Source organism: Phytopseudomonas daroniae (genome assembly GCF_004327285.1).
GTDB lineage: Bacteria > Pseudomonadota > Gammaproteobacteria > Pseudomonadales > Pseudomonadaceae > Aquipseudomonas > Aquipseudomonas daroniae.
On sequence record NZ_QJUI01000011.1, the window covers coordinates 86,747 to 104,821 of the forward strand.

The following is an 18,075-nucleotide window of genomic DNA, read 5'->3' on the forward strand; positions in this document are numbered from 1 at the left end:
TCAGTTTCCTCTCGTCGAGGTGGCGGCCAGTCTGGCCTGGAGGGCACGGAACGCGATGCCGCGTTCGTCGCCCAGCACGAAGGTATTGACGCCCCGCTCGAGCCACCGCAGGTGGTCATCGGGCTGGCGTGGAATGGCGCAGTACGGGATACCGGCAGCCTGGGCGGCACGCCAGGTATCGATCAGCGCTTCCTGCACCGCAGGCTGGTCGATACGCCAGGGCGTGCCGAACGACTGCGAGAGATCGGCAGCGCCCTCGAGGATCATGTCCAACCCCGGTACGGCAGCCAGTTCGGCGGCACGGCGCACGCCCTCGACGCTCTCGATCATGGCCACGACCATGATCTGGCCGTTGGCCCGGGTAACGTACTCGGCCAGGCTGGCCTTGCCGAAGGCACCGGGACGACCGGCATTCAGGCTGCGCTCGCCCAGCGGGTAGTACTTGCAGGCGCGAATCGCCGCGCTCAGATCCTCCGGCCGTTCCATCTGTGGCAGGACGATGCCCTGGGCGCCGCCGTCGAGCAGCCGCAGCATGCGCTTGGGGTCGAAATCCGGCACCCGCACCAGGGGCGTGAGCGAATAGCTCTCGGCGGTGCGGATCATGTGCTCGACGGTTTCCGGGTTGATCAGCACATGTTCCAGGTCGATGATCACGAAGTCGTAGCCGGCCTCGGCGATCAGCTCGATGGATGCCGGCGCGGGAATCGACGCGATCAGGCCTCGAGCGCCCTCGCCCGCGGCCAGTTGCGCCTTGAGTCGATTGCTTCTCAGCATGTGCGTGGCCCATGGCTGTGCAGTGGATTGGGCACCCGCTTGAAGCGTCGCTCACCGTCGCCGAGCAGTCGGCGCTTGGTCAGTTCTTCCACTTCGTACTCGGCGGCGAACACGTCGAACACGGCGAAGCGTGCCGCGTGCTGCGGGTGTTTGCGCTGGTAGTCGAGCACCACCTCGGCGGTCATGCGCCAGAACTCGCCCTCCTCCAGGCTGTAGTGCTGACGCAGGAAGATCGCCAGCTCGGCTAGGCAGATGAAGAAGAACGCATCGCAGGAAAAGTCCCGCACCGCATCGACATCCTCGGTGAGGATGAACGAGTTGCGGTTCAGCCGCGCATGGCTCTCGGGCAGCGGCACCAGCTGTGGCGCCAGTTCGGGGCGGGCCAGGTGCGCCGGCGAGTAGCGCACGCCATCGTGGAAGTCCTTGAGGGCGATACGCTGCGGCCAGCCATCGCGGTGAATCAGCACGATGTTCTGGCCGTGGGACTCCATGCCGATGCCTTCGGCGTAGAGCATGTGCACGATGGGCGCCACGCTCACGCGCAGCAGTTGCTCCACCCAGGCGTGCAGGCCGTAGCGGGCGATCCAGGCGTCGATGAAGGGCTGCTGATCGCCTTCGGCATAGCGATTCTCGACATGGCTCAGGCCATTGAACGGCACGCCCTGCTCGCCCTCCTTCAGGTAGCCATTGAGGTTTTCCCGCCAGATCGCGCCCAGGGTGCCGTAGGCCTGGCTTTGCCGGATGGCAGGCAGTTGCGCGTAGTCGAAGCTCACCCCGGCGACCTCGCCAAGAATCACGAAATCCAGCTCCCGCGCCGTGGCATCGGTGGCGATCAACTGCTGCAGCCAGTCATTGATGATCGGCCCGTTCAGCACCGTGTGCCGCGCCAGGATGCGCGTGCTGGAGGTGTTGGTCATGCTTAGCGCGAGCTTCACGTAGGGCTTCGCCGGCTCCTCGACATTGGCCAGGGTGCGGATCGACTGTTGGGCCCGGTAGTGGGCACCCGAGGTGCCGAGGTAGAGCAGCTCGCCCTGGGCCAGCTCGGCCTGGAAGGTCGGCACTATCACCTGCTCCCACTGCCAGGGGTGCACGGGGATCGGCCAGTAGTCGTCCAGGGAACGGCCCTGCTCGGCCAGCGCCCGGTCGATCTCGGCCCAGCGCTGCTCGCCAAAGGCTTCCTGTAGAAAAGCCTGCAGATCCACATCGCGCGACTGATTGGCCGAACCCAGGTGGCGGGCGATGCCCAGCCAGACCACGGCCAGCGGCTGGCCGAACTCGGGGCCGTAGCGGCGGTTGTCGTCCAGGGAAAAGCCGATGCGTGACTTGTAACAAGGGTGGTAGCTGTGGGCATCCATGAAATGCCGCTCCAGGGCGTCGGCATCCAGGGTGTGCGGCGCGGCGGCGGGTCGGTAACTCTGGGTGCGCGACTGCAGATCCTTGAGCAGCGTCTGTTCCAGTTCCTGGATGAACCGCGGCATGTGCGGGCCATCGGACAGGGCGCCGAGCAGCTCCGACAGCGCCTGGTGCAGATCCGGCTGGCTGGACTGACCTTGCGCATCGACGCGCTCCAGGGTCGCCGGATCCAGGCGGATGATGGCGAAGCTGTCGCTGAGCAAGCCAAGGCAGCGGTACTCGACCACGGCCTGACGCTCATCGACGCCCTCGACGATAAAGCGTTGGCGACCCTCTTCGAGTGGCCCGCATTCGAGTGTCTCGCAGCGATAGCTCAGCACATCCTCGAAGAGCAGGGTTTGCAGCAATTGCCCGATCACCCGTTGTGACACCTGGCGGTAGCGCTGGGGATCCGCCGGAGTCAGCCACTCGTGGGCATGGGCGATGAGTTCGGGCAGGCGAAGTGGAGAAAAGGAAGACATGGATAGACACCTCATGAACGGTGTTCGGACAGGGCCGAGCCTGGCTCGACCGGGTCGTTGGAAAGGGAATACGGAAAGCGCCAGGCGAAAGGCAGCGCGAGCAGGATCAGGGCACCGGTGGCGATGAAGACTTCGCCGATGGCGCTGGCCGTACCGGCATGGGCCACGCCAGCATGGGCTGCCCCCCAGTTATCACCCAGGCGGATCTGCAGCCACAGCGAGGCCAGCACGATGGCCAGGGACGACAGCAGGCGCCGCGAGATGTTGTTCATCGCCGCGCCCTGGGTAACCAGCGCCTCGGGCAGCACGTCCAGCCCGGCGGTGGTCACCGGCATGTAGGACAGCCCCAGGCCGGCACCGCGTACCACCATCAGCAGGCAGATGGCGAGCATCCCGACATCGTGATCGATGGTGCCCAGGGCGAAGGTCGCCAGGCCGGTCAGCAGCAAGCCGGCAGAGACGATGCCTCGTGGCCCGTGGCGGTCGAGCAACTTGCCGCCGTAGTGGCCGAACAGGCTGGCTGACAACGCGGTGCAGAGCAGCGCGATACCGGTCCAGATGGCGCTGTGACCCATCACCATCTGTACCAGCAGCGGCACCAGCACCAGGCACTCGAACATGCCGATGGACTGCACCACGGCGATGATCACGCTCGACCGATAGCCTTTCAGGGCGAAGATGCGCAGCTCCAGCAGGGGCGACCTGTGCCGCAACTGGTGCCTGACGAACGCCACCAGACAACCCGCCGCCAGCAACAGGCCGAGCAGATTGAGCGGATCCTGCAGGGCCTGCATGTGGCGGAGCCGCCCCACGGTAACCATCAGCGCGCCGATGCCGACCGCGACCAGCAGGTAGCCGGTCAGGTCGAACGGCTTGCCCGCCCCCGCCTCGTTTCTGGGCAGCACCTTGACGCCCAGGCCGAAGGCCAGCAAACCGATGGGCACGTTGACCAGAAACAGCGCACGCCAGTCGTACCACTGCAGCAGCAGGCTGCCGCACAGCGGCCCGACCGCGGGCGCGAGCATCACCGCGGCGCCCCAGAGGCCGGTGACCGCGCCACGCGCGCCCTTCGGGTAGACCGAAAAGATGATCGCCAGGGACAGCGGAATCATCAGCCCGCTGGCGATGCCCTGCACCACCCGCGCGGTGATCACCCAGGCGATGGAGTCGGCCATGGCGCCCAGCAGCGAGCCAGCCACGAACAGCGACAGGCCGGCCAGATACATAACCTTACGCCCCACGCGCTGGGCCAGGTAGCTGGTCAGCGGCATGCTCATGCCCATGCTCACCATGAAGGCCGCCACGATCCACGTAGCCATCACCGGGCCCAGTCCGAACGCCTCGATGAAGGCCGGCAATGCCGGATTCAGCGAGGTGTTGTTGAGGCTCACGGTAGTGGTACCGAGGATCACGGCGACCACCACCAGCCGGCGCGACATCGCTGCTGGCGCCCGTGCCGGCGCCATCATCCGTCACCTCCCCGACTGCCCTCGCCCCTGACGAACAGCTGTTCGGGGCGCGGATGGCAGAGGAAATCGGCATGCGAGATGTTGTAGCCGTAGGCACCGGCCAGCGGCAGTACCAGCAGATCGCCCACGGCGGCATCGACCAGTTGGCGACCGCGGCTGAGCACATCCTTGGGCGTGCACAGTTGCCCAACCACCGTCCACAGCCGGGGCACGCCACTCGCTGCACGACCGGGCGCCGGTACATGGATCACCGGATGATCGTGACCCTGGGCGACCGGCAGGCGGAACTGGTGGGTACCGCCCCGGCAGACCAGAAAGTGCTGGCCGTGACTGGATTTGGCGTCCAGCACCTCCATGGCGTAATAGCCGCAGAACGCACTGATGAAACGCCCCGGCTCGAAGCGCACCACCGGCGCATCGTGCAGTGCGCCCAGGCGCTGCTCCAGATGGCGGCAAAGCCGCGGCCAGTCGAAGCGCTCGCCACTCAGGTAGTCCACCCCGATGCCACCCCCGACGTTCAGATGGGTGACGGTCTCGGGCCGCGTGGCCAGAGCCTTCCATTGCGCCCAGCGCTGCAGATACAGATCGAGCAGCTGCTCGTGGCGTTCCACCTGCTGCTGATGGGACATCGCATGCACATGGAAGCCCTGCAGGCGCAGGTGGCTGCAGGCTTCCACCCGCCGGATCGCCTGCGCTACCTCGGATTCATCCAGGCCGAAAGGCGTCGCGGTGCCCGCCATGGCCAGCCGGCTGGACAGCGTGGCCGGCAGTTCCGGGTTGATACGGATGAACACCGCTTGCACGCGGCCGAGCTGTGCGGCGATGCGTTGCAGGCGGTCGATCTCGTTGAGACTCTCGATATGGATCGCTTCCACGCCGTGCGTCAGGGCGGCACGCAGGTCGGAGTCGAGCTTGCCGGGGCCAGAGAATACGAACGGCTTGTCGCTGGCGGCCGCCTGCAGCCGCTCGATCTCGCCACCGGACGAAATCTCGAAGCCATCGACCAGGGGCAACAGCGTCTGCAGGATCGGCGCCTCGCTGTTGGCCTTGATCGCGTAGTACAGCTCCACGCCTGGAGGCAGCGCAGCCATCACCTCGCGGACATGCTGCGCCAATGCATCGAGGTCATAGACGAACACCGCCAGGGGATCCGCCGCACGGCTGCGGGCCTGCTCGATGGCGTCGAGCACCGCGGTGGGCAGCTTATCCATGCTGCACCCCCTCGGCCCATGGGCACGCCAGCTGCACGTAACCGGCATGACGGTCGGCCTGGGCCGACAGACGCACCTTGAGGTTGGTCTTGCAGGCGATGGGCTCCCCGGCGAGCAGCGCGTCCAGCTCCGGCGCGGGCCTGACCAGTTCGCCACGCAGCTCACGCAACTGGCGCTCGACCCGCTGCCACATGGTCGCGGCCCGGTGCGGACGATCCCAGCTCAGCGCCAGGATCGCTTCGGACAGGTTGTTGACGAACAGGCAGTAGCTGATGCGTTTCCAGCCTTGCTGACGCGAGTAGGTCAGCGATTGCCGAACACGCTCCTGCACACCCTCTTCGAGGTAGCGCACGCCCAGATCATCGGTGAGTTTCACGCCTTCGAAGTCGCGCAACAGCAATTGCGCTGGCCAGCCGTTGTCGTGCACCAGCACCGCGTTCTGCAGGTGTGGCTCCAGCACCACGCCATGGTTGAAGAACAGCGACAGCACCGGGCGCAGCAATAGCGCCTGGTAGGCGTCGAACCAGCCCAGCAGGTGTTCGTCGCTGGGCTTTTTCGCCCTCTGCTGCAGAAAGCCATGGATCAGCGGCTGCAACTGCAAGTCCCTCGCGAACAGCGTGCCGGCCATCAGGCAGGATTCGGCAGGCGCATAGCGGCAGAAGTTCTCCCGCAGGATGGCGCCGGTCTGCTCGCGAAACCAGTGGCTGTCCTCGGCGCTGCTGCCCGCCGGCGCCCAGCTGAGCGAACCCGGCTCGCTGACCAGGGTGGCGCCGCCGATCGTGGCCTTGTGCTCGCGCTGCAGGCGCGTGAACAGGTGGTCGATCAGCAAGGCGCTGTCCAGCTCGTACCAGGCATTCTTGCGCACGCAATTGGTGATGCGCACGTTGAGCGACCCTTTGAGGAAGTAGCCGCTGCCTTCCCCGTACCAGGTGCGCATCGAGGCCGTCGGGCTGGCCAGCGGCCCCTTCTGGCCGAGATCGACGATCTCGCCACGGTCGATCAGCCCCTTGACCCGCGGATCGGCGAGAAACAGCTGGGCCTGCACCGGGTGCAGACAGATCGCCGCACGGCCGCTGTGCGCCAGTCGCTGGTTGGCGAAACCCTCGAGCACCTGCTCATCGCTCAGATCATTACCACGTAATTGCAGGCCGTCACGGGGCACTTCGAGGACATGCAGCGGAACGCGGGCGCGAAACTCCGGCGCATAGGTCTTCTGCCCCAGGTGCTCGGGCCACAGCCGGGCCTTGGGCGCTGGGTGGTTGGGGTGGCCGAACCAGAGCCCCTGTTCACTGGCGAGATAATCGCGCAGTGGGTCGTTCTCTTCGGACTCCAGCGCGCTGTCGACGATAGCCGCGGTAACGCCCTGGCTTTGCATGACCTGCTCGAGCAACTCCTCATTGCGCGAACCGGTGAGTTGTTGGCAGGCCTCCAGCAGTTGCGCGGCGAACTCGGCGAATGGCGGGCAACGCCAGTCGGCATCGCCCTGGCGCGTGTACACATCGCTCAGGTATCGCTGGCTACCAAGCGGATCGCGGCGATCCACCAGCACCAGAAACTGCCACTTTTGCGGCAGGTCGATGACCAGCGGCATGCCCTTGCCCTGAATGGCCCGCAGGTAGCTGGCGGGTGCGATACCCCGCACATGGGACGGCCAGGCATAGCGCGCGCGGTTCTCCGGCAGCGCGAATTCCTTGATCAGGCAGTTGAGCAATGCATGGGACGCGGCCATTTCACTGACCACCTGCGCCAGGCTGGCGCGCACGGAATCGATGCGAGTGACGTCGACTGGCTGCACATCGAGGTCTGGGTAAGCGCGCACGGCGCTTGCGGACAGATCAGCCACGGGCACCTCCCGGCGCAGCGGCTAGTGCCGCATCCAGCGCGCGTTCGAAACGCACGATCACTTCGCCGCACTGCGCCTCGTCGATGATCAATGGCGGCAACAGGCGGATGACACTGCCGTGGCGCCCGCCTCGTTCGAGCAGCAAACCCTGCTTGAAGCAGTGGCTCTGGATGGAAGCCGACAGCGCAGCATCCATGGGATGGGCGCCCAGGGCGTCGGCTGGCTGGCGTTCGTCGACGATCTCCAGGCCCAGCATCAGCCCACGGCCACGTACCTGCCCAATCGCCGGGTAGCGCTCACGCAGCGCGTTCAAACGCTCTTTCAGCCAGTCGCCGCGTACCCGGGCCTGTTCGGCCAGGGCGTCGTTCTGGATGATCTGCAGGGTGGTCATGCCGCTGGCCATGGCCATCTGGTTGCCGCGGAAGGTGCCGGTATGGGCGCCTGGCTGCCAGGCATCGAACTCGCGCTTGATGGCCAGCACGGCCAGGGGCAGACCGCCGCCGACCGCCTTGGACATGACGATGATGTCGGGTTCGATATCGGCGTGCTCGAAGGCAAACATCCGCCCGGTGCGGCCAAAACCGGCCTGGACTTCATCGACGATCAGCAGGATGCCGTGGCGCCGAGTGACTTCACGCAGGGTACGCAGCCATTCATTGGGTGCCGGGTTGGCGCCGCCCTCACCCTGCACCGCCTCGACGATCACCGCCGCCGGCAGGCAGACGCCGCTTTCGACATCCTCGATGAACTGGGTGAAGTAATACGACAGCGCACGGGTGCCCGCCTCGCCACCGATGCCCAGCGGGCAGCGATACTCGTGGGGATACGGCATGAACTGCACGCCGGGCATCAGCGAGGCCACGGCATCTTTCGGGCCGGTATTGCCGGTCACCGCCAGGGCGCCGTGGGTCATGCCGTGGTAGCCACCGGAAAAGGCGATGACGTTGCTGCGCCGGGTCACGGTCTTGGCCAGCTTGAGCGCGGCCTCCACTGCATCGGCGCCGGAGGGGCCGCAGAACTGCAGGCAATAGCCCTGGCTCGGCAGCACGCCCAGCAGTGTCTCGCTGAAGGCATCCTTCAGCGGCGTGGTGAGATCCAGGGTGTGCATGGGCACCCCGGAAGCCAGAAAACCGGACAGGCTATCGACAATGGCGGGATGGTTGTGGCCCAGCGCCAGGGTGCCAGCGCCGGCCAGGCAGTCGAGATAACGCCGCCCCTCTACATCTGTCACCCATACGCCCTGCGCCTTGGCGATCGCCAGGGGTAGTTTGCGTGGGTAGCTGCGCACATTGGATTCGAATCGCTCCTGGCGTTCCAGGTAATCCGCATTGTTGCTCTGGGCCGAATCGCGATGGACTCGATCCAGCGGGATGGTTCGTTCACTTAACATGGTGCTCGCCTCTATCTGTTCGAGGCTCCGGGTGGAGCCGTTGAAAGTCGTCAGCACTGCACTCATCAGTCAATGGCAGGTCACGCAAAATGCGGAGCAACCCCTTTGGGGTCTCCCGCGTCATCCCTGAGTAATTGGTTTTATTGTGTGCAGCGAACGCCCGGTGCACAGGCGTTCGCTACAGAGGTGCTACGGACGCTCAGAACCCAACGGTTGCCGACAGAATGAAAGTACGTGGCGTGGAAATGGTCAGTCCCGGCTCGCTGTCGTCCGACGCGCCGGCCGAGATCCAGTCCCGGGAGTCGAGCACGTTCTCGACGGTGCCGCGCAGGGTGATGTCCTTGTCGTCGACCTTGAAGGCGTAGCGCGCGCCGACGTCATAGCGCGTCCACGAATCGATTTCCTTGGTGTTGGCCTGGTCGAGGTACTGCGAGCTGCTGTAGATGCCGCGCCCGGTCAGGGTCAGCCCCTGTAGGCCAGGCACATCCCACTCGGCACCCAGGTTGGCGTTCCATTTCGGCGTGGCCGGTGCGCGGTTGCCGTCGGTGGCACCGCCAATGGTGTCGCGCAGTTCGCTGTCGATATACATCACCCCGCCAAGCAGGCGGAAGCCATTCGCGGGTTCACCGAAGACACTGAGCTCGACGCCATCGTTGACCCGCTTGCCGTTGGGGCCGAACAGCCGCGATGTGGAATTGGTCTCATAGGCCGGTTGCTTGATGCGGAACACCGCGGCAGTGACGGCAAAGCGTCCCATGTCGTACTTGGCACCCGCCTCGATCTGACGGCTGATGAAGGGTGGGAAGATTTCGTCGTTGTTGTCCGAGGTCGATGGCGCGATCTTGCCCTGGCTGAGCCCCTCCATATAGTTGGCGTACAGGGACAGCTGGTCGGTGGCCTTGAACAGCACGCCAACCGACGGCGATACCTTCTCCTCGTCGTAGCCGGTAGGTCGTTCGACACCGTCGCTCCAGTCGTTGATCTTGACCCGCTGCCAGCGGGCGCCGAGGGTCAACAGCAAGCGATCCTCTATAAAGCCCAGGGTGTCCGAGAGCGCCACACCGCTGAAGCGGCTCTCGGTGTAGATCTTCGCATCGAGACGCGTCGGGACGAGCGGCTTCGGCGTCTGCACCGGATCGTAGAGATTGCTGTCGCCGTTGGCGTAGCGAGCGCCACCGTTCTCGAAATCCAGCTCGAAGTAGTCGGCGGCCAGATTGACTTCATGGCTGACAGCACCGGTGTGGAACCACTTGCGTACCCCCATGTTCACCGTGCGTACTTCCTCGTCGCGGGTGAAGTCGCGGGGCTGCACGGTGAAGTCGCCCGCCGCATTGGTGATCGAGACGTTGTGGCGGAGGAAATCGTGGTTGCTCTTGCGTGCGCCCACGGCACCATAGACCAGGGTCGAATCATCGATATCGAACTCGCCGCGCAGGGCGCCGAAGGTGTCGTCGGTCTTGGCCTTGCTCCAATGCTGGGCATAATTGTGGCGTACGTCACCGGCCTTCGGCACCGGCGCCGCATCGGCGATCAGCACACGCTCCTGGGGCGCGTCGGTATCGCGCTCGGTATGCCCCAGATCCATCGACAGACGCAGGCGCTCGTCGCGGTAATCCAGCCCCAGCACCGCCATTTCGCGGTTGACCTTCTGGTGATCCCACTCGGTGTCGCCGGACTGCTTCACGCCGTTGAAACGGATGCCGAAGCGGTTGTCCTCGCCGAAGCGGCGGCCCACGTCCACCGCGCCGCCGACCTGGCTATCCGAGGCGTAGCTGCCGGTGAACTCGGTGATCGGCTTGTCGGTGGCACGCTTGGGCACGATGTTGATACCGCCGCCTACGCTGCCGCGCGGCGAGATGCCGTTGACCAGTTGGGTCGGCCCACGGAGGATATCGACGCGATCGGCCATTTCCATGTCGATGGAATAGGTCGGCATGATGCCGTACAGGCCACCGTAGGACACATCGGTGTTGAACAGGCTGAAGCCGCGAATGGTGAACTGCTCGTAGCGGCCGCCCGCCGGGTTGGTGGAACGCACCGCCGGGTCGCTGGAGGTCAGGTCGGCCAGGGTGCGCGCCTGATTGTTCTTCACCGTCTCGCTGGTGTAGGTGGTCATGCTCAGCGGCGACTCCATGAAGTCCCGAGAGCCCAGCAGCCCTTGCGAACTGCGACGCGCCACCTGGCCACCGGCATAGCGCTCGCCTTCGAGACTCTCGGAAGGAACCGTGACGCCAGTGATCGCCGTTGGTGCGATTTCCATGGCGTCGGCCCCCTCATTGGCCAGTACCAGGGTATAGGCCTCGCTGCCTACCGCCTGCAGACGCAGCCCGCTGCCCTGCAACAGGCGCGCGAAGCCCTCATCAACGCTGTAACTGCCGGAAATCCCCGGAGTACTGCGGCCACTGACCAGTGCCGGATCGACGGAAAGACTCACCCCAGCCTGGCTGGCGAAGCGGCTCAATGCCGCGCCGAGGTCACTGCCCGGCACGTTGTAACTGCGCTCCTGAGCCTGGGCATGACTGATGAACGGCGCAATGGGCCCGAAGCCGAGCAACAGGCTCAGGCACACCGTGGGGTAGGAAATGGATGACACCAGACGTGGCCGATGACGTGTCATTGATAGCATGGCAAACGCTCTCTTTTTAATTCACTTACTTCCCATGACAGGTCAGTGAAAAAAAAGGGACAGGTTTCAGGAAAAAACTTCAGCGCCCTACATGTAGGAGCTGGCTTGCCGGCGATTGGTGGGGGCTCCACGGATGGTTCGCAATGGCTACGATCGTATCGCCCGCAAGGCTATGCGCCCCCGCAGCTCCTGCCGGTTAATGGAGGCAGGTTTAGGCCGCTCGCTCGCGGGGTACGAGGGTCACCCAGTAACGCGTGCGGGCACGCACCTCCAGCGGCAGGCTGGCAGCGAGAAGAGCAAGGATCTGATCGGTGTCGGCGAGGCGGAAACTGCCGGTCACCCGTAATGATTCCAGCGCTGCAGACCAACGCAGGATGCCCGCTCGATAGCGGTCGAGCTCACGCAGGAAATCGCCCAGCGGCTGGTCGTTGGCCATGAGCACGCCGTCACGCCAGCCTGGCACTCCGGTGTCGAAGGTCTGTCTGGATTCGATACGCCCTTCGCGCAGCCGCACGCGCTGGCCAGGCCTCAGCACGAACGTGTCGTACCCCGTTGGCCGTAGCTGCGCGCTACCGCTGAAAACCGAGAATTCGCAGGTATCGCCTTGCTGGCGCACGCAGATCTCACCCGCACCGAGCGTCGCCCTCCCCTGAGCCGTATCGATGATGAACGGTGAGGCTCCAGCCACGCGCAAGGCAATTTCGCCACGTACCAGCGTCAGGCGTTGACGACCTGCGTCGATATTCACCGCCGAGGCGGTATTCATATCCAGCACACTGCCACTGGCGAGCGTCACGCTGCGCCGCTCGCCGGTGCCCGTGGAGAGATCCGCACGCCAGGCATCGATGGGCAATTCCCGCGTTACCAGCCAGGCCGCAGGTGCCACCGCCGCAATACCGAGCATGCCCTTGAGCATTCGCCTACGGCCCTGATCAGGGCGATCGAGGCTGGCCATGGCCAGTTCGGGCGGCAGACCATCGAAACGGGTGCGCAGTGCCTGAATCCGCTGCCAGGCATGTTCGTGGCTGGCACTGTGCTCACGCCAACGCTGCAGACCAGCGTGGTCGCGCTCCCCGGCTTCGCCAGATTCGATCAGCGCCAGCCAGCGTGCTGCGGAACGCGCGACACGGCGGGTATCGTCACTGGCCTCGCGGTTCAGCACAGCTCGACCAGCAGGCAGTGTTCGTAGGCTTGAACCATGTAGCGTTTGACGCTGCGCTCGGAAACTTCCAGCCGTTCGGCGATTTCCCGATAGCCCAGCCCTTCGAGCTGGCTGAGTAGAAAGGCGCGACGCACCATTCGCGGCAGGCCATCGAGCAATTCGTCCAGGGCTTGCAGGGTTTCGAGCACCAGCCAACGCTGTTCGGGCGACGGTGCGCAGGCTTCGGGCAATTGCATCAGAGCATCGAGATACGCCTGCTCCAGGCTGCGGCGCTTGTGCAGATTGATCAGCAAGCGCTTGCCGATGGTTTTCAGGTAGGCGCGCGGCTCTTGCAGCTCGGCGATAGCCTGAGAACCGGCCAGTACACGAATGAAGGCATCCTGGCTGAGATCAGCCGCATCCCAGCCGTTGCCCATCCGCCGGCTCAGCCATTGCTCCAGCCAGCTGCGGTGGTCACGATAGAGATCGTGAAAAGCCTGTTCATTTGATAAAGCCGAACCGAACATGCCGGGCACCCGTCGCGAGAGTCAATAACGAGATCGATTCTAATTAACAACTGACTCGAACGGTAGTCTTGCTTGTGGATACTGAGCCAATGAAGGTAACACCGGCCTTTATGGCGTGTTCAAGCAACGGTTTCGAGCCCTCGTAGCCGGTTCTGCTTATCGCAGGTACAAAAAACCGGGCTCATGGCCCGGTTTCTCATTCAGGTTCGCGTGTTAGCCGCTACCTTCGCGGTAGAGGTTTTCGAAGCAGAAGTTGGTCGCTTCGATGTAGCCCTCGGCACCACCGCAGTCGAAACGACGACCCTTGAATTTGTACGCCAGTACGCAGCCTTCCTGGGCCTGCTTCATCAGCGCGTCGGTGATCTGGATTTCACCGCCCTTGCCTGGCTGGGTGTCCTTGATCAGATCGAAGATATCCGGAGTGAGGATGTAGCGGCCGATGATCGCCAGGTTCGAGGGTGCATCTTCGGCCTTCGGTTTCTCGACCATGTGGCTGACGCGGAAGATATCGTCACGGATCATCTCGCCGGCAATCACGCCGTACTTGTGGATTTCTTCCATCGGCACTTCCTGGACAGCCACGATCGAGCAGCGGAACTGGTTGTACAGTTTGACCATCTGGGTCAACACGCCATCGCCGCCGAGGTTGATACACAGGTCATCGGCCAGCACCACGGCGAACGGCTCGTCACCGATCAGTGGGCGGCCGCTGAGAATGGCGTGTCCCAGCCCCTTCATTTCCACCTGGCGGGTGTAGGAAAAGGTGCAGTTGTCGATCAGACGACGGATACCGACCAGGTATTTTTCCTTTTCGGTGTCGCGGATCTGGTGTTCCAGCTCATAGCTGATGTCGAAATGGTCTTCCAGGGAACGTTTGCCGCGACCGGTCACCATGGCGATCTCGTTCAGGCCGGCGTCGAGTGCTTCTTCCACGCCGTACTGGATCAACGGCGTGTTGACCACAGGCAGCATTTCCTTGGGCATGGCCTTGGTCGCCGGCAGAAAGCGAGTGCCGTAACCGGCGGCTGGGAACAGGCATTTCTTGATCATGTTTTTTCCTTGAATGGTCGATGTTGCACGAGTCGCTGAACCGGTGGCGTCAGGAGGTCTGACGCAGCCGTTCATAGTAATAAGGCAGTTGCAGCAAGGCATGGCACGCCGCAGCAGCGCGCCTTTCGTTGTTGTCTCCGGGGAAAGTGATGGTCTCGCTGGTCACACCCTGATGTTCGGCAAGGCGGGTGACGCAGGCAAAACACATGGCACCATCAATCATCTGCAGGCCGCTCTTGTCGTCCGCGGTTGGCGCGCCAGTGATGGCCAGGATGATGTCCGCACTGCTGGCCAGCAGCACACCCAGCGCCATCTCCCGGGCGACCTCTTCGCTATTCATGCCGAAGGTCTCGATGGTCTCCAGTTTCACCCCGAGGCTGGCCTGCATGGCCCGTTTGGAGTAAACGACGAAGCCACTCTCGAGCACGCCATCACAGCCCGGTACGGCCGCAACGGTGGCGGCCAATAGCCCGGCCGTGGCCGACTCGGCAGTGCTCAGTACCAGGTTGTACTTTTCCAGGAAATGAACCGCCTGCTCGATGTTTTGCATGCTGGCGAAAGTCTCCAACCCAACCGTTACTGTGTGTCTATGGCAGTACTTGGGGGCTACAAGTTCCAGATATTTAGTAGAGACCATCCATCGACCCGGCTGAACTCTGGAGCCCGCTTGTTTTTCCCACGCTAGACAGCAGACGAACCCAAGGGGCAATGAAGTGAATACTCTGCGCAAGCTGCAAGACACCCATGAACTGCACGATGTGAGCGATGGTTCGATTCGCGATGCATTCATCCAGGCATTGAGCGAGAAAGCGCGCCCTCTGTTCGAAGAAGCAGCCAGCTACGCACGCAACCACGATCTCGACGTGGTGGTCGATCTGGCGCTGGAAAACGACAAGCCGCGCCTGATCCTGGCGGTCAGCCGGCCCGATGAAGGCCTGGTCAGCAGCTACAGTCTGGTCGCCAATATCGCGGCGCAGCGCATGCTGCATGAGGAGTACTACGCCGACAGCGGCGATATCCACCGCCAGGAATCGCTGCTGGCATCGGTCAACGAAAAGGTCATCGACACCCGTCTGGCCAACTTCTTCCGCAAAGGCTTCGCTCTGCCGCTCGATTACATCAACGAGCGCCACCCCATCGGCTTCTGGTGACCGTCCTTTTGCCTGATCCCGAGCAATGCCTCCCGGTGGCCGCTGACCTACAGTAAGTGCCTGTCAGCAACTGCGGGGAGCCGCCATGCAAGCGGATGTCGTCATCGTCGGAGCCGGGCCGGCGGGCCTTTGCCTGGCGCGATCATTGTCCGGCCACGGGCTTTCCATTCGACTGATCGAACGTCAGTCGCTCGATGATTTGGCAATGCCGCCCTTCGATGGCCGCGAGATCGCCCTCACCCACGCATCGCAACAGACGCTGCAGTCGCTGGGGCTGTGGCAACACGTCTCGGCTGAAGACATCGCTCCGCTGCGCGACGCCCGGGTGCTCAATGGCCCTTCCCCTTACGCACTGCGTATCGCCGCGGCGGCAGCCGGCCAGGATCGGTTGGGATGCCTGGTGCCCAATCAGGCGATCCGTCGCGCCGCTTTCGCTGCAGTAAAGGAATGCCCTGACGTTCAGTTGCTGACCGAGTGCACGGTCAGCGATCTGCGCTGCACGACGCGAGGCGTGACGTTACGCCTGAGCGATGGCCAGAGCCTGGGTGCGCGATTGATCGTGGCTGCCGACAGCCGTTTTTCGGAAACCCGGCGACGTCTGGGAATCGGCGCGCGCATGGAGGACTTCGGCAAGACCATGCTGGTCTGCCGCATGGCCCACGAACACAGCCATGAGCAGGTTGCCTGGGAGTGGTTCGGCTACGGGCAGACACTTGCCCTGCTGCCCCTGAACGGCAACTGCGCCTCGGCGGTGCTGACGTTATCGCCTGAGGAAATGAGCAAAGTGATGAGCCTCGATGCCGAGGCCTTCGCACGCGATATGGAGCGACGTTTCGACCGACGCCTGGGGCGTATGGAACTGCTTGGCGAGCGTCATGCCTACCCGCTGGTTGGCGTCTATGCCGAGCGTTTCGCCGGGTTACGCAGTGCCCTGGTAGGCGATGCCGCGGTGGGCATGCATCCGGTGACGGCGCATGGCTTCAACTTTGGCTTGCAGAGCCAGAAACGGCTGGCGGATGTGCTTCTCGACGCGTTGCATCAGGGCCGAGATATCGGCACCCCCGCCGTTCTTCAGCGTTACGCCCGCGCCCAGCAGCGAGCCAGCTGGCCCTTGTATCAGGCCACCAGCCTGCTGGTGCGGCTGTACACCGATGATCGAATGCCCTCTCGCCTGCTACGCAATGCCGGCCTGCGCCTGGCACAGAACCTGTCGCCGCTCAAATCGGCGCTGGCTCGACATCTGACGCAGGTATCGAGCTGACTCAGCTGTCGGCAGCGCGTTGCATGTTGACGCGCTGACGCCACTCCATGTAGGTCTTGAGGAACAGGGTGAACAACGCCATGCAGGCCAACAGGCCCGCTGCGGTAAAAGCCGCTACGGGTTTGTAATCGTTGTTCAACTGATCCACCAGCAGCGGCAGGGTCAGAGTCTGGTTGAGGATGGTGCCGGACACCACCGACACCGCCCCGAATTCCCCCACTGCCCGCGCGTTGGTGACCACCACGCCATACAGCAACGCCCACTTGATATTGGGCAGCGTGATATGGCGGAAAATCTGCCAGCCATTGGCTCCCAGGCACAACGCCGAGGTTTCCTCGTCATTGCCTTGGGACTGCATCACCGGAATCAGGATGCGCGCCACATAGGGTGCGGTGACGAACACGGTGACCATGACGATGCCGGGCCAGGCGAACATCAGTTGCATGTCGTTATCGTAGAACCAGCGGCCCAGCGCGGTTTCCAGCCCATAGACGACCAGATAGCAGAGGCCCGCGACCACCGGTGACACGGCGTAGGGAATATCCACCAGAGTGGTCAGCAGCTTGCGGCCACGGAAGTCGTAATGGGTCACGCACCAGGCCAGCAGAATGCCGAAGCACAGGTTCAGCGGCACGGTGAGCGCAGCGACCAGCAGAGTCAGGCCGATGGCGTGCTGCATGTAGTCCTGGGACAGGTTGTCGACCAGTACGCTCCAGCCACCGCTGAGCGCCTTGGTGAAAATCAGTGCCAAGGGAACCAGTAGCATCAGCGCGACCGCACCGAGGCCGAGGATGATGAGTAACCATTGATGCCAGTGCTGAGGTTTTTTCATCTGCTTTGCCGCTGCCATTTGAACAAGCGCCCCTGCACCACCTGCAAGGCGAAGAGCAGGAACAGTGATGCCAGGAGAATCACCGAGGCGATCGCCGCCGCTGCCGGGTAATTGAATTCCTGCAGGCGCACGAAAATCATCAGGGACGAGACTTCGGTTTTGAACGGGATGTTGCCGGCGATCATGATCACCGCACCGAACTCGCCCAGGCTGCGCACGAACGCCTGGGACGCCCCGGTGATCAGCGCCGGGGCCAGGCTCGGCAGCACCACGTAGGCGAAGCTCTGCCACTTGTTGGCGCCCAGGGTGCTGGCCGCCTCTTCGTACTCCGTGCCCAGGCTCTGCAGCACCGGCTGCACGGTGCGCACCACGAACGGCAGGCTGGTGAACACCATGGCGATCAGCAGGCCGGGATACGCATAGGCGATCTTGATGCCGACAGCGTCGAAATACTGGCCGAGCCAGCCACCGGGAACCAGCAGGGTCGCCAGGGTCAGACCGGCGACCGAGGTCGGCAGCGCGAACGGCAGATCCACCAGCGCATCGACCAGGCGTCGGCCGGGGAATTCGTAACGGGTGATGATCCAGGCGATCAGCAAGCCGATCAGCAGCACGATCACGGTGGAATAGAAGGCACCGCTGATGGTGACCTTGTAGCTCTGCACCACGCGCGGATCGCTGATCGCCTGCCAGTACTGCGCCCAACTCATGTCGCTGACGTAGAGCAACAGGGCGGACAGCGGAAACAGGATGACCAGCGACAGATAGAAGACGCTGAAACCGAAGCTCAGGCCGAAGCCCGGCAGCAACGGATTCTGCAGAAAGAAAACGGGGGTCTTGCTCACTCGAAAGTCCTTCAATGCACAAACCGCCGAAGGATCGGCGGTTTGTGAAATACATCTGATGCGGCTCAGCCCTCGGCGACG

15 protein-coding genes are annotated in these 18,075 nt (G+C 63.7%); 2 read left to right on the top strand and 13 right to left on the bottom strand.

Going from position 1 to position 18,075, the window contains the following annotated elements; genetic code table 11:
- The 11 genes from DNK06_RS13920 to DNK06_RS13970 form a co-directional block, all read right to left on the bottom strand.
- Positions 1–774 (bottom strand): HpcH/HpaI aldolase family protein, encoded by a 774-nt coding sequence (locus tag DNK06_RS13920; protein WP_131180594.1) that lies wholly within the window; start codon positions 772–774, stop codon positions 1–3.
- Complete coding sequence (locus DNK06_RS13925) at positions 768–2,648, bottom strand: IucA/IucC family protein (protein ID WP_131180595.1); 1,881 nt, start codon at positions 2,646–2,648, stop codon at positions 768–770. Before DNK06_RS13925 ends, DNK06_RS13920 begins: the two co-directional genes overlap by 7 nt.
- An 11-nt stretch (positions 2,649–2,659) precedes the next feature.
- On the bottom strand, positions 2,660–4,117 hold the full coding sequence (locus tag DNK06_RS13930) for a DHA2 family efflux MFS transporter permease subunit (protein WP_423228058.1): 1,458 nt from the start codon (positions 4,115–4,117) through the stop codon (positions 2,660–2,662).
- Positions 4,114–5,328 (bottom strand): type III PLP-dependent enzyme, encoded by a 1,215-nt coding sequence (locus tag DNK06_RS13935; RefSeq protein WP_131180596.1) that lies wholly within the window; start codon positions 5,326–5,328, stop codon positions 4,114–4,116. The genes DNK06_RS13930 and DNK06_RS13935 overlap by 4 nt, the downstream gene beginning before the upstream one ends.
- Complete coding sequence (locus DNK06_RS13940) at positions 5,321–7,057, bottom strand: IucA/IucC family protein (protein ID WP_165493636.1); 1,737 nt, start codon at positions 7,055–7,057, stop codon at positions 5,321–5,323. The genes DNK06_RS13935 and DNK06_RS13940 overlap by 8 nt, the downstream gene beginning before the upstream one ends.
- Positions 7,058–7,163: 106 nt before the next feature.
- Positions 7,164–8,561 carry a diaminobutyrate--2-oxoglutarate transaminase gene (locus tag DNK06_RS13945; protein WP_131180598.1) on the bottom strand — a complete coding sequence of 466 codons (1,398 nt, stop codon included), beginning with the start codon at positions 8,559–8,561 and terminating at the stop codon, positions 7,164–7,166.
- A gap of 199 nt (positions 8,562–8,760) precedes the next feature.
- Complete coding sequence (locus DNK06_RS13950) at positions 8,761–11,187, bottom strand: TonB-dependent receptor (protein ID WP_131180599.1); 2,427 nt, start codon at positions 11,185–11,187, stop codon at positions 8,761–8,763.
- A gap of 211 nt (positions 11,188–11,398) precedes the next feature.
- On the bottom strand, positions 11,399–12,346 hold the full coding sequence (locus tag DNK06_RS13955; RefSeq protein ID WP_165493635.1) for a FecR domain-containing protein: 948 nt from the start codon (positions 12,344–12,346) through the stop codon (positions 11,399–11,401).
- On the bottom strand, positions 12,343–12,855 hold the full coding sequence (locus tag DNK06_RS13960) for a sigma-70 family RNA polymerase sigma factor (protein ID WP_131180601.1): 513 nt from the start codon (positions 12,853–12,855) through the stop codon (positions 12,343–12,345). Before DNK06_RS13960 ends, DNK06_RS13955 begins: the two co-directional genes overlap by 4 nt.
- Positions 12,856–13,068: 213 nt before the next feature.
- The gene (gene galU / locus DNK06_RS13965; RefSeq protein ID WP_131180602.1) at positions 13,069–13,905 is read right to left on the bottom strand and encodes a UTP--glucose-1-phosphate uridylyltransferase GalU; all 837 of its coding nucleotides are present in this window, start codon (positions 13,903–13,905) and stop codon (positions 13,069–13,071) included.
- Between the two features lie 49 nt (positions 13,906–13,954).
- A complete protein-coding gene (locus DNK06_RS13970) occupies positions 13,955–14,455 on the bottom strand; it encodes a CinA family protein (protein ID WP_131180603.1) in 501 nt (166 codons plus the stop codon).
- A 163-nt stretch (positions 14,456–14,618) separates the two neighbouring features.
- Between DNK06_RS13970 and DNK06_RS13975 the strand changes: the two genes are divergently transcribed.
- Together DNK06_RS13975 and ubiM are read left to right on the top strand one after the other, a co-directional pair.
- Entirely contained in the window at positions 14,619–15,056 is a 438-nt protein-coding gene (locus DNK06_RS13975) for a hypothetical protein (protein WP_131180604.1), read from the top strand.
- A gap of 85 nt (positions 15,057–15,141) precedes the next feature.
- Entirely contained in the window at positions 15,142–16,317 is a 1,176-nt protein-coding gene (gene ubiM / locus DNK06_RS13980) for a 5-demethoxyubiquinol-8 5-hydroxylase UbiM (RefSeq protein ID WP_131180605.1), read from the top strand.
- 1 nt (position 16,318) lies between these two features.
- On the opposite strand, the gene cysW is transcribed toward ubiM, so the two are convergent.
- Together cysW and cysT are read right to left on the bottom strand one after the other, a co-directional pair.
- Positions 16,319–17,149: a sulfate ABC transporter permease subunit CysW gene (gene cysW, locus DNK06_RS13985; RefSeq protein ID WP_131180606.1), complete on the bottom strand. Its 831-nt coding sequence runs from the start codon at positions 17,147–17,149 to the stop codon at positions 16,319–16,321.
- Positions 17,146–17,994, bottom strand: coding sequence for a sulfate ABC transporter permease subunit CysT (gene cysT / locus DNK06_RS13990; RefSeq protein ID WP_131180607.1), 849 nt, complete (start codon positions 17,992–17,994; stop codon positions 17,146–17,148). Before cysT ends, cysW begins: the two co-directional genes overlap by 4 nt.
- Between the last annotated feature and the right edge of the window lie 81 nt (positions 17,995–18,075).

Coding starts and splice junctions, on each gene's coding strand:
- DNK06_RS13920 (WP_131180594.1), bottom strand. CDS start 774: ATGCTGAGAAGCAATCGACTCAAGGCGCAACTGGCCGCGGGCGAGGGC.
- DNK06_RS13925 (WP_131180595.1), bottom strand. CDS start 2,648: ATGTCTTCCTTTTCTCCACTTCGCCTGCCCGAACTCATCGCCCATGCC.
- DNK06_RS13930 (WP_423228058.1), bottom strand. CDS start 4,117: ATGATGGCGCCGGCACGGGCGCCAGCAGCGATGTCGCGCCGGCTGGTG.
- DNK06_RS13935 (WP_131180596.1), bottom strand. CDS start 5,328: ATGGATAAGCTGCCCACCGCGGTGCTCGACGCCATCGAGCAGGCCCGC.
- DNK06_RS13940 (WP_165493636.1), bottom strand. CDS start 7,057: ATGGCCGCGTCCCATGCATTGCTCAACTGCCTGATCAAGGAATTCGCG.
- DNK06_RS13945 (WP_131180598.1), bottom strand. CDS start 8,561: ATGTTAAGTGAACGAACCATCCCGCTGGATCGAGTCCATCGCGATTCG.
- DNK06_RS13950 (WP_131180599.1), bottom strand. CDS start 11,187: ATGCTATCAATGACACGTCATCGGCCACGTCTGGTGTCATCCATTTCC.
- DNK06_RS13960 (WP_131180601.1), bottom strand. CDS start 12,855: ATGTTCGGTTCGGCTTTATCAAATGAACAGGCTTTTCACGATCTCTAT.
- galU (WP_131180602.1), bottom strand. CDS start 13,905: ATGATCAAGAAATGCCTGTTCCCAGCCGCCGGTTACGGCACTCGCTTT.
- DNK06_RS13970 (WP_131180603.1), bottom strand. CDS start 14,455: ATGCAAAACATCGAGCAGGCGGTTCATTTCCTGGAAAAGTACAACCTG.
- ubiM (WP_131180605.1), top strand. CDS start 15,142: ATGCAAGCGGATGTCGTCATCGTCGGAGCCGGGCCGGCGGGCCTTTGC.
- cysW (WP_131180606.1), bottom strand. CDS start 17,149: ATGAAAAAACCTCAGCACTGGCATCAATGGTTACTCATCATCCTCGGC.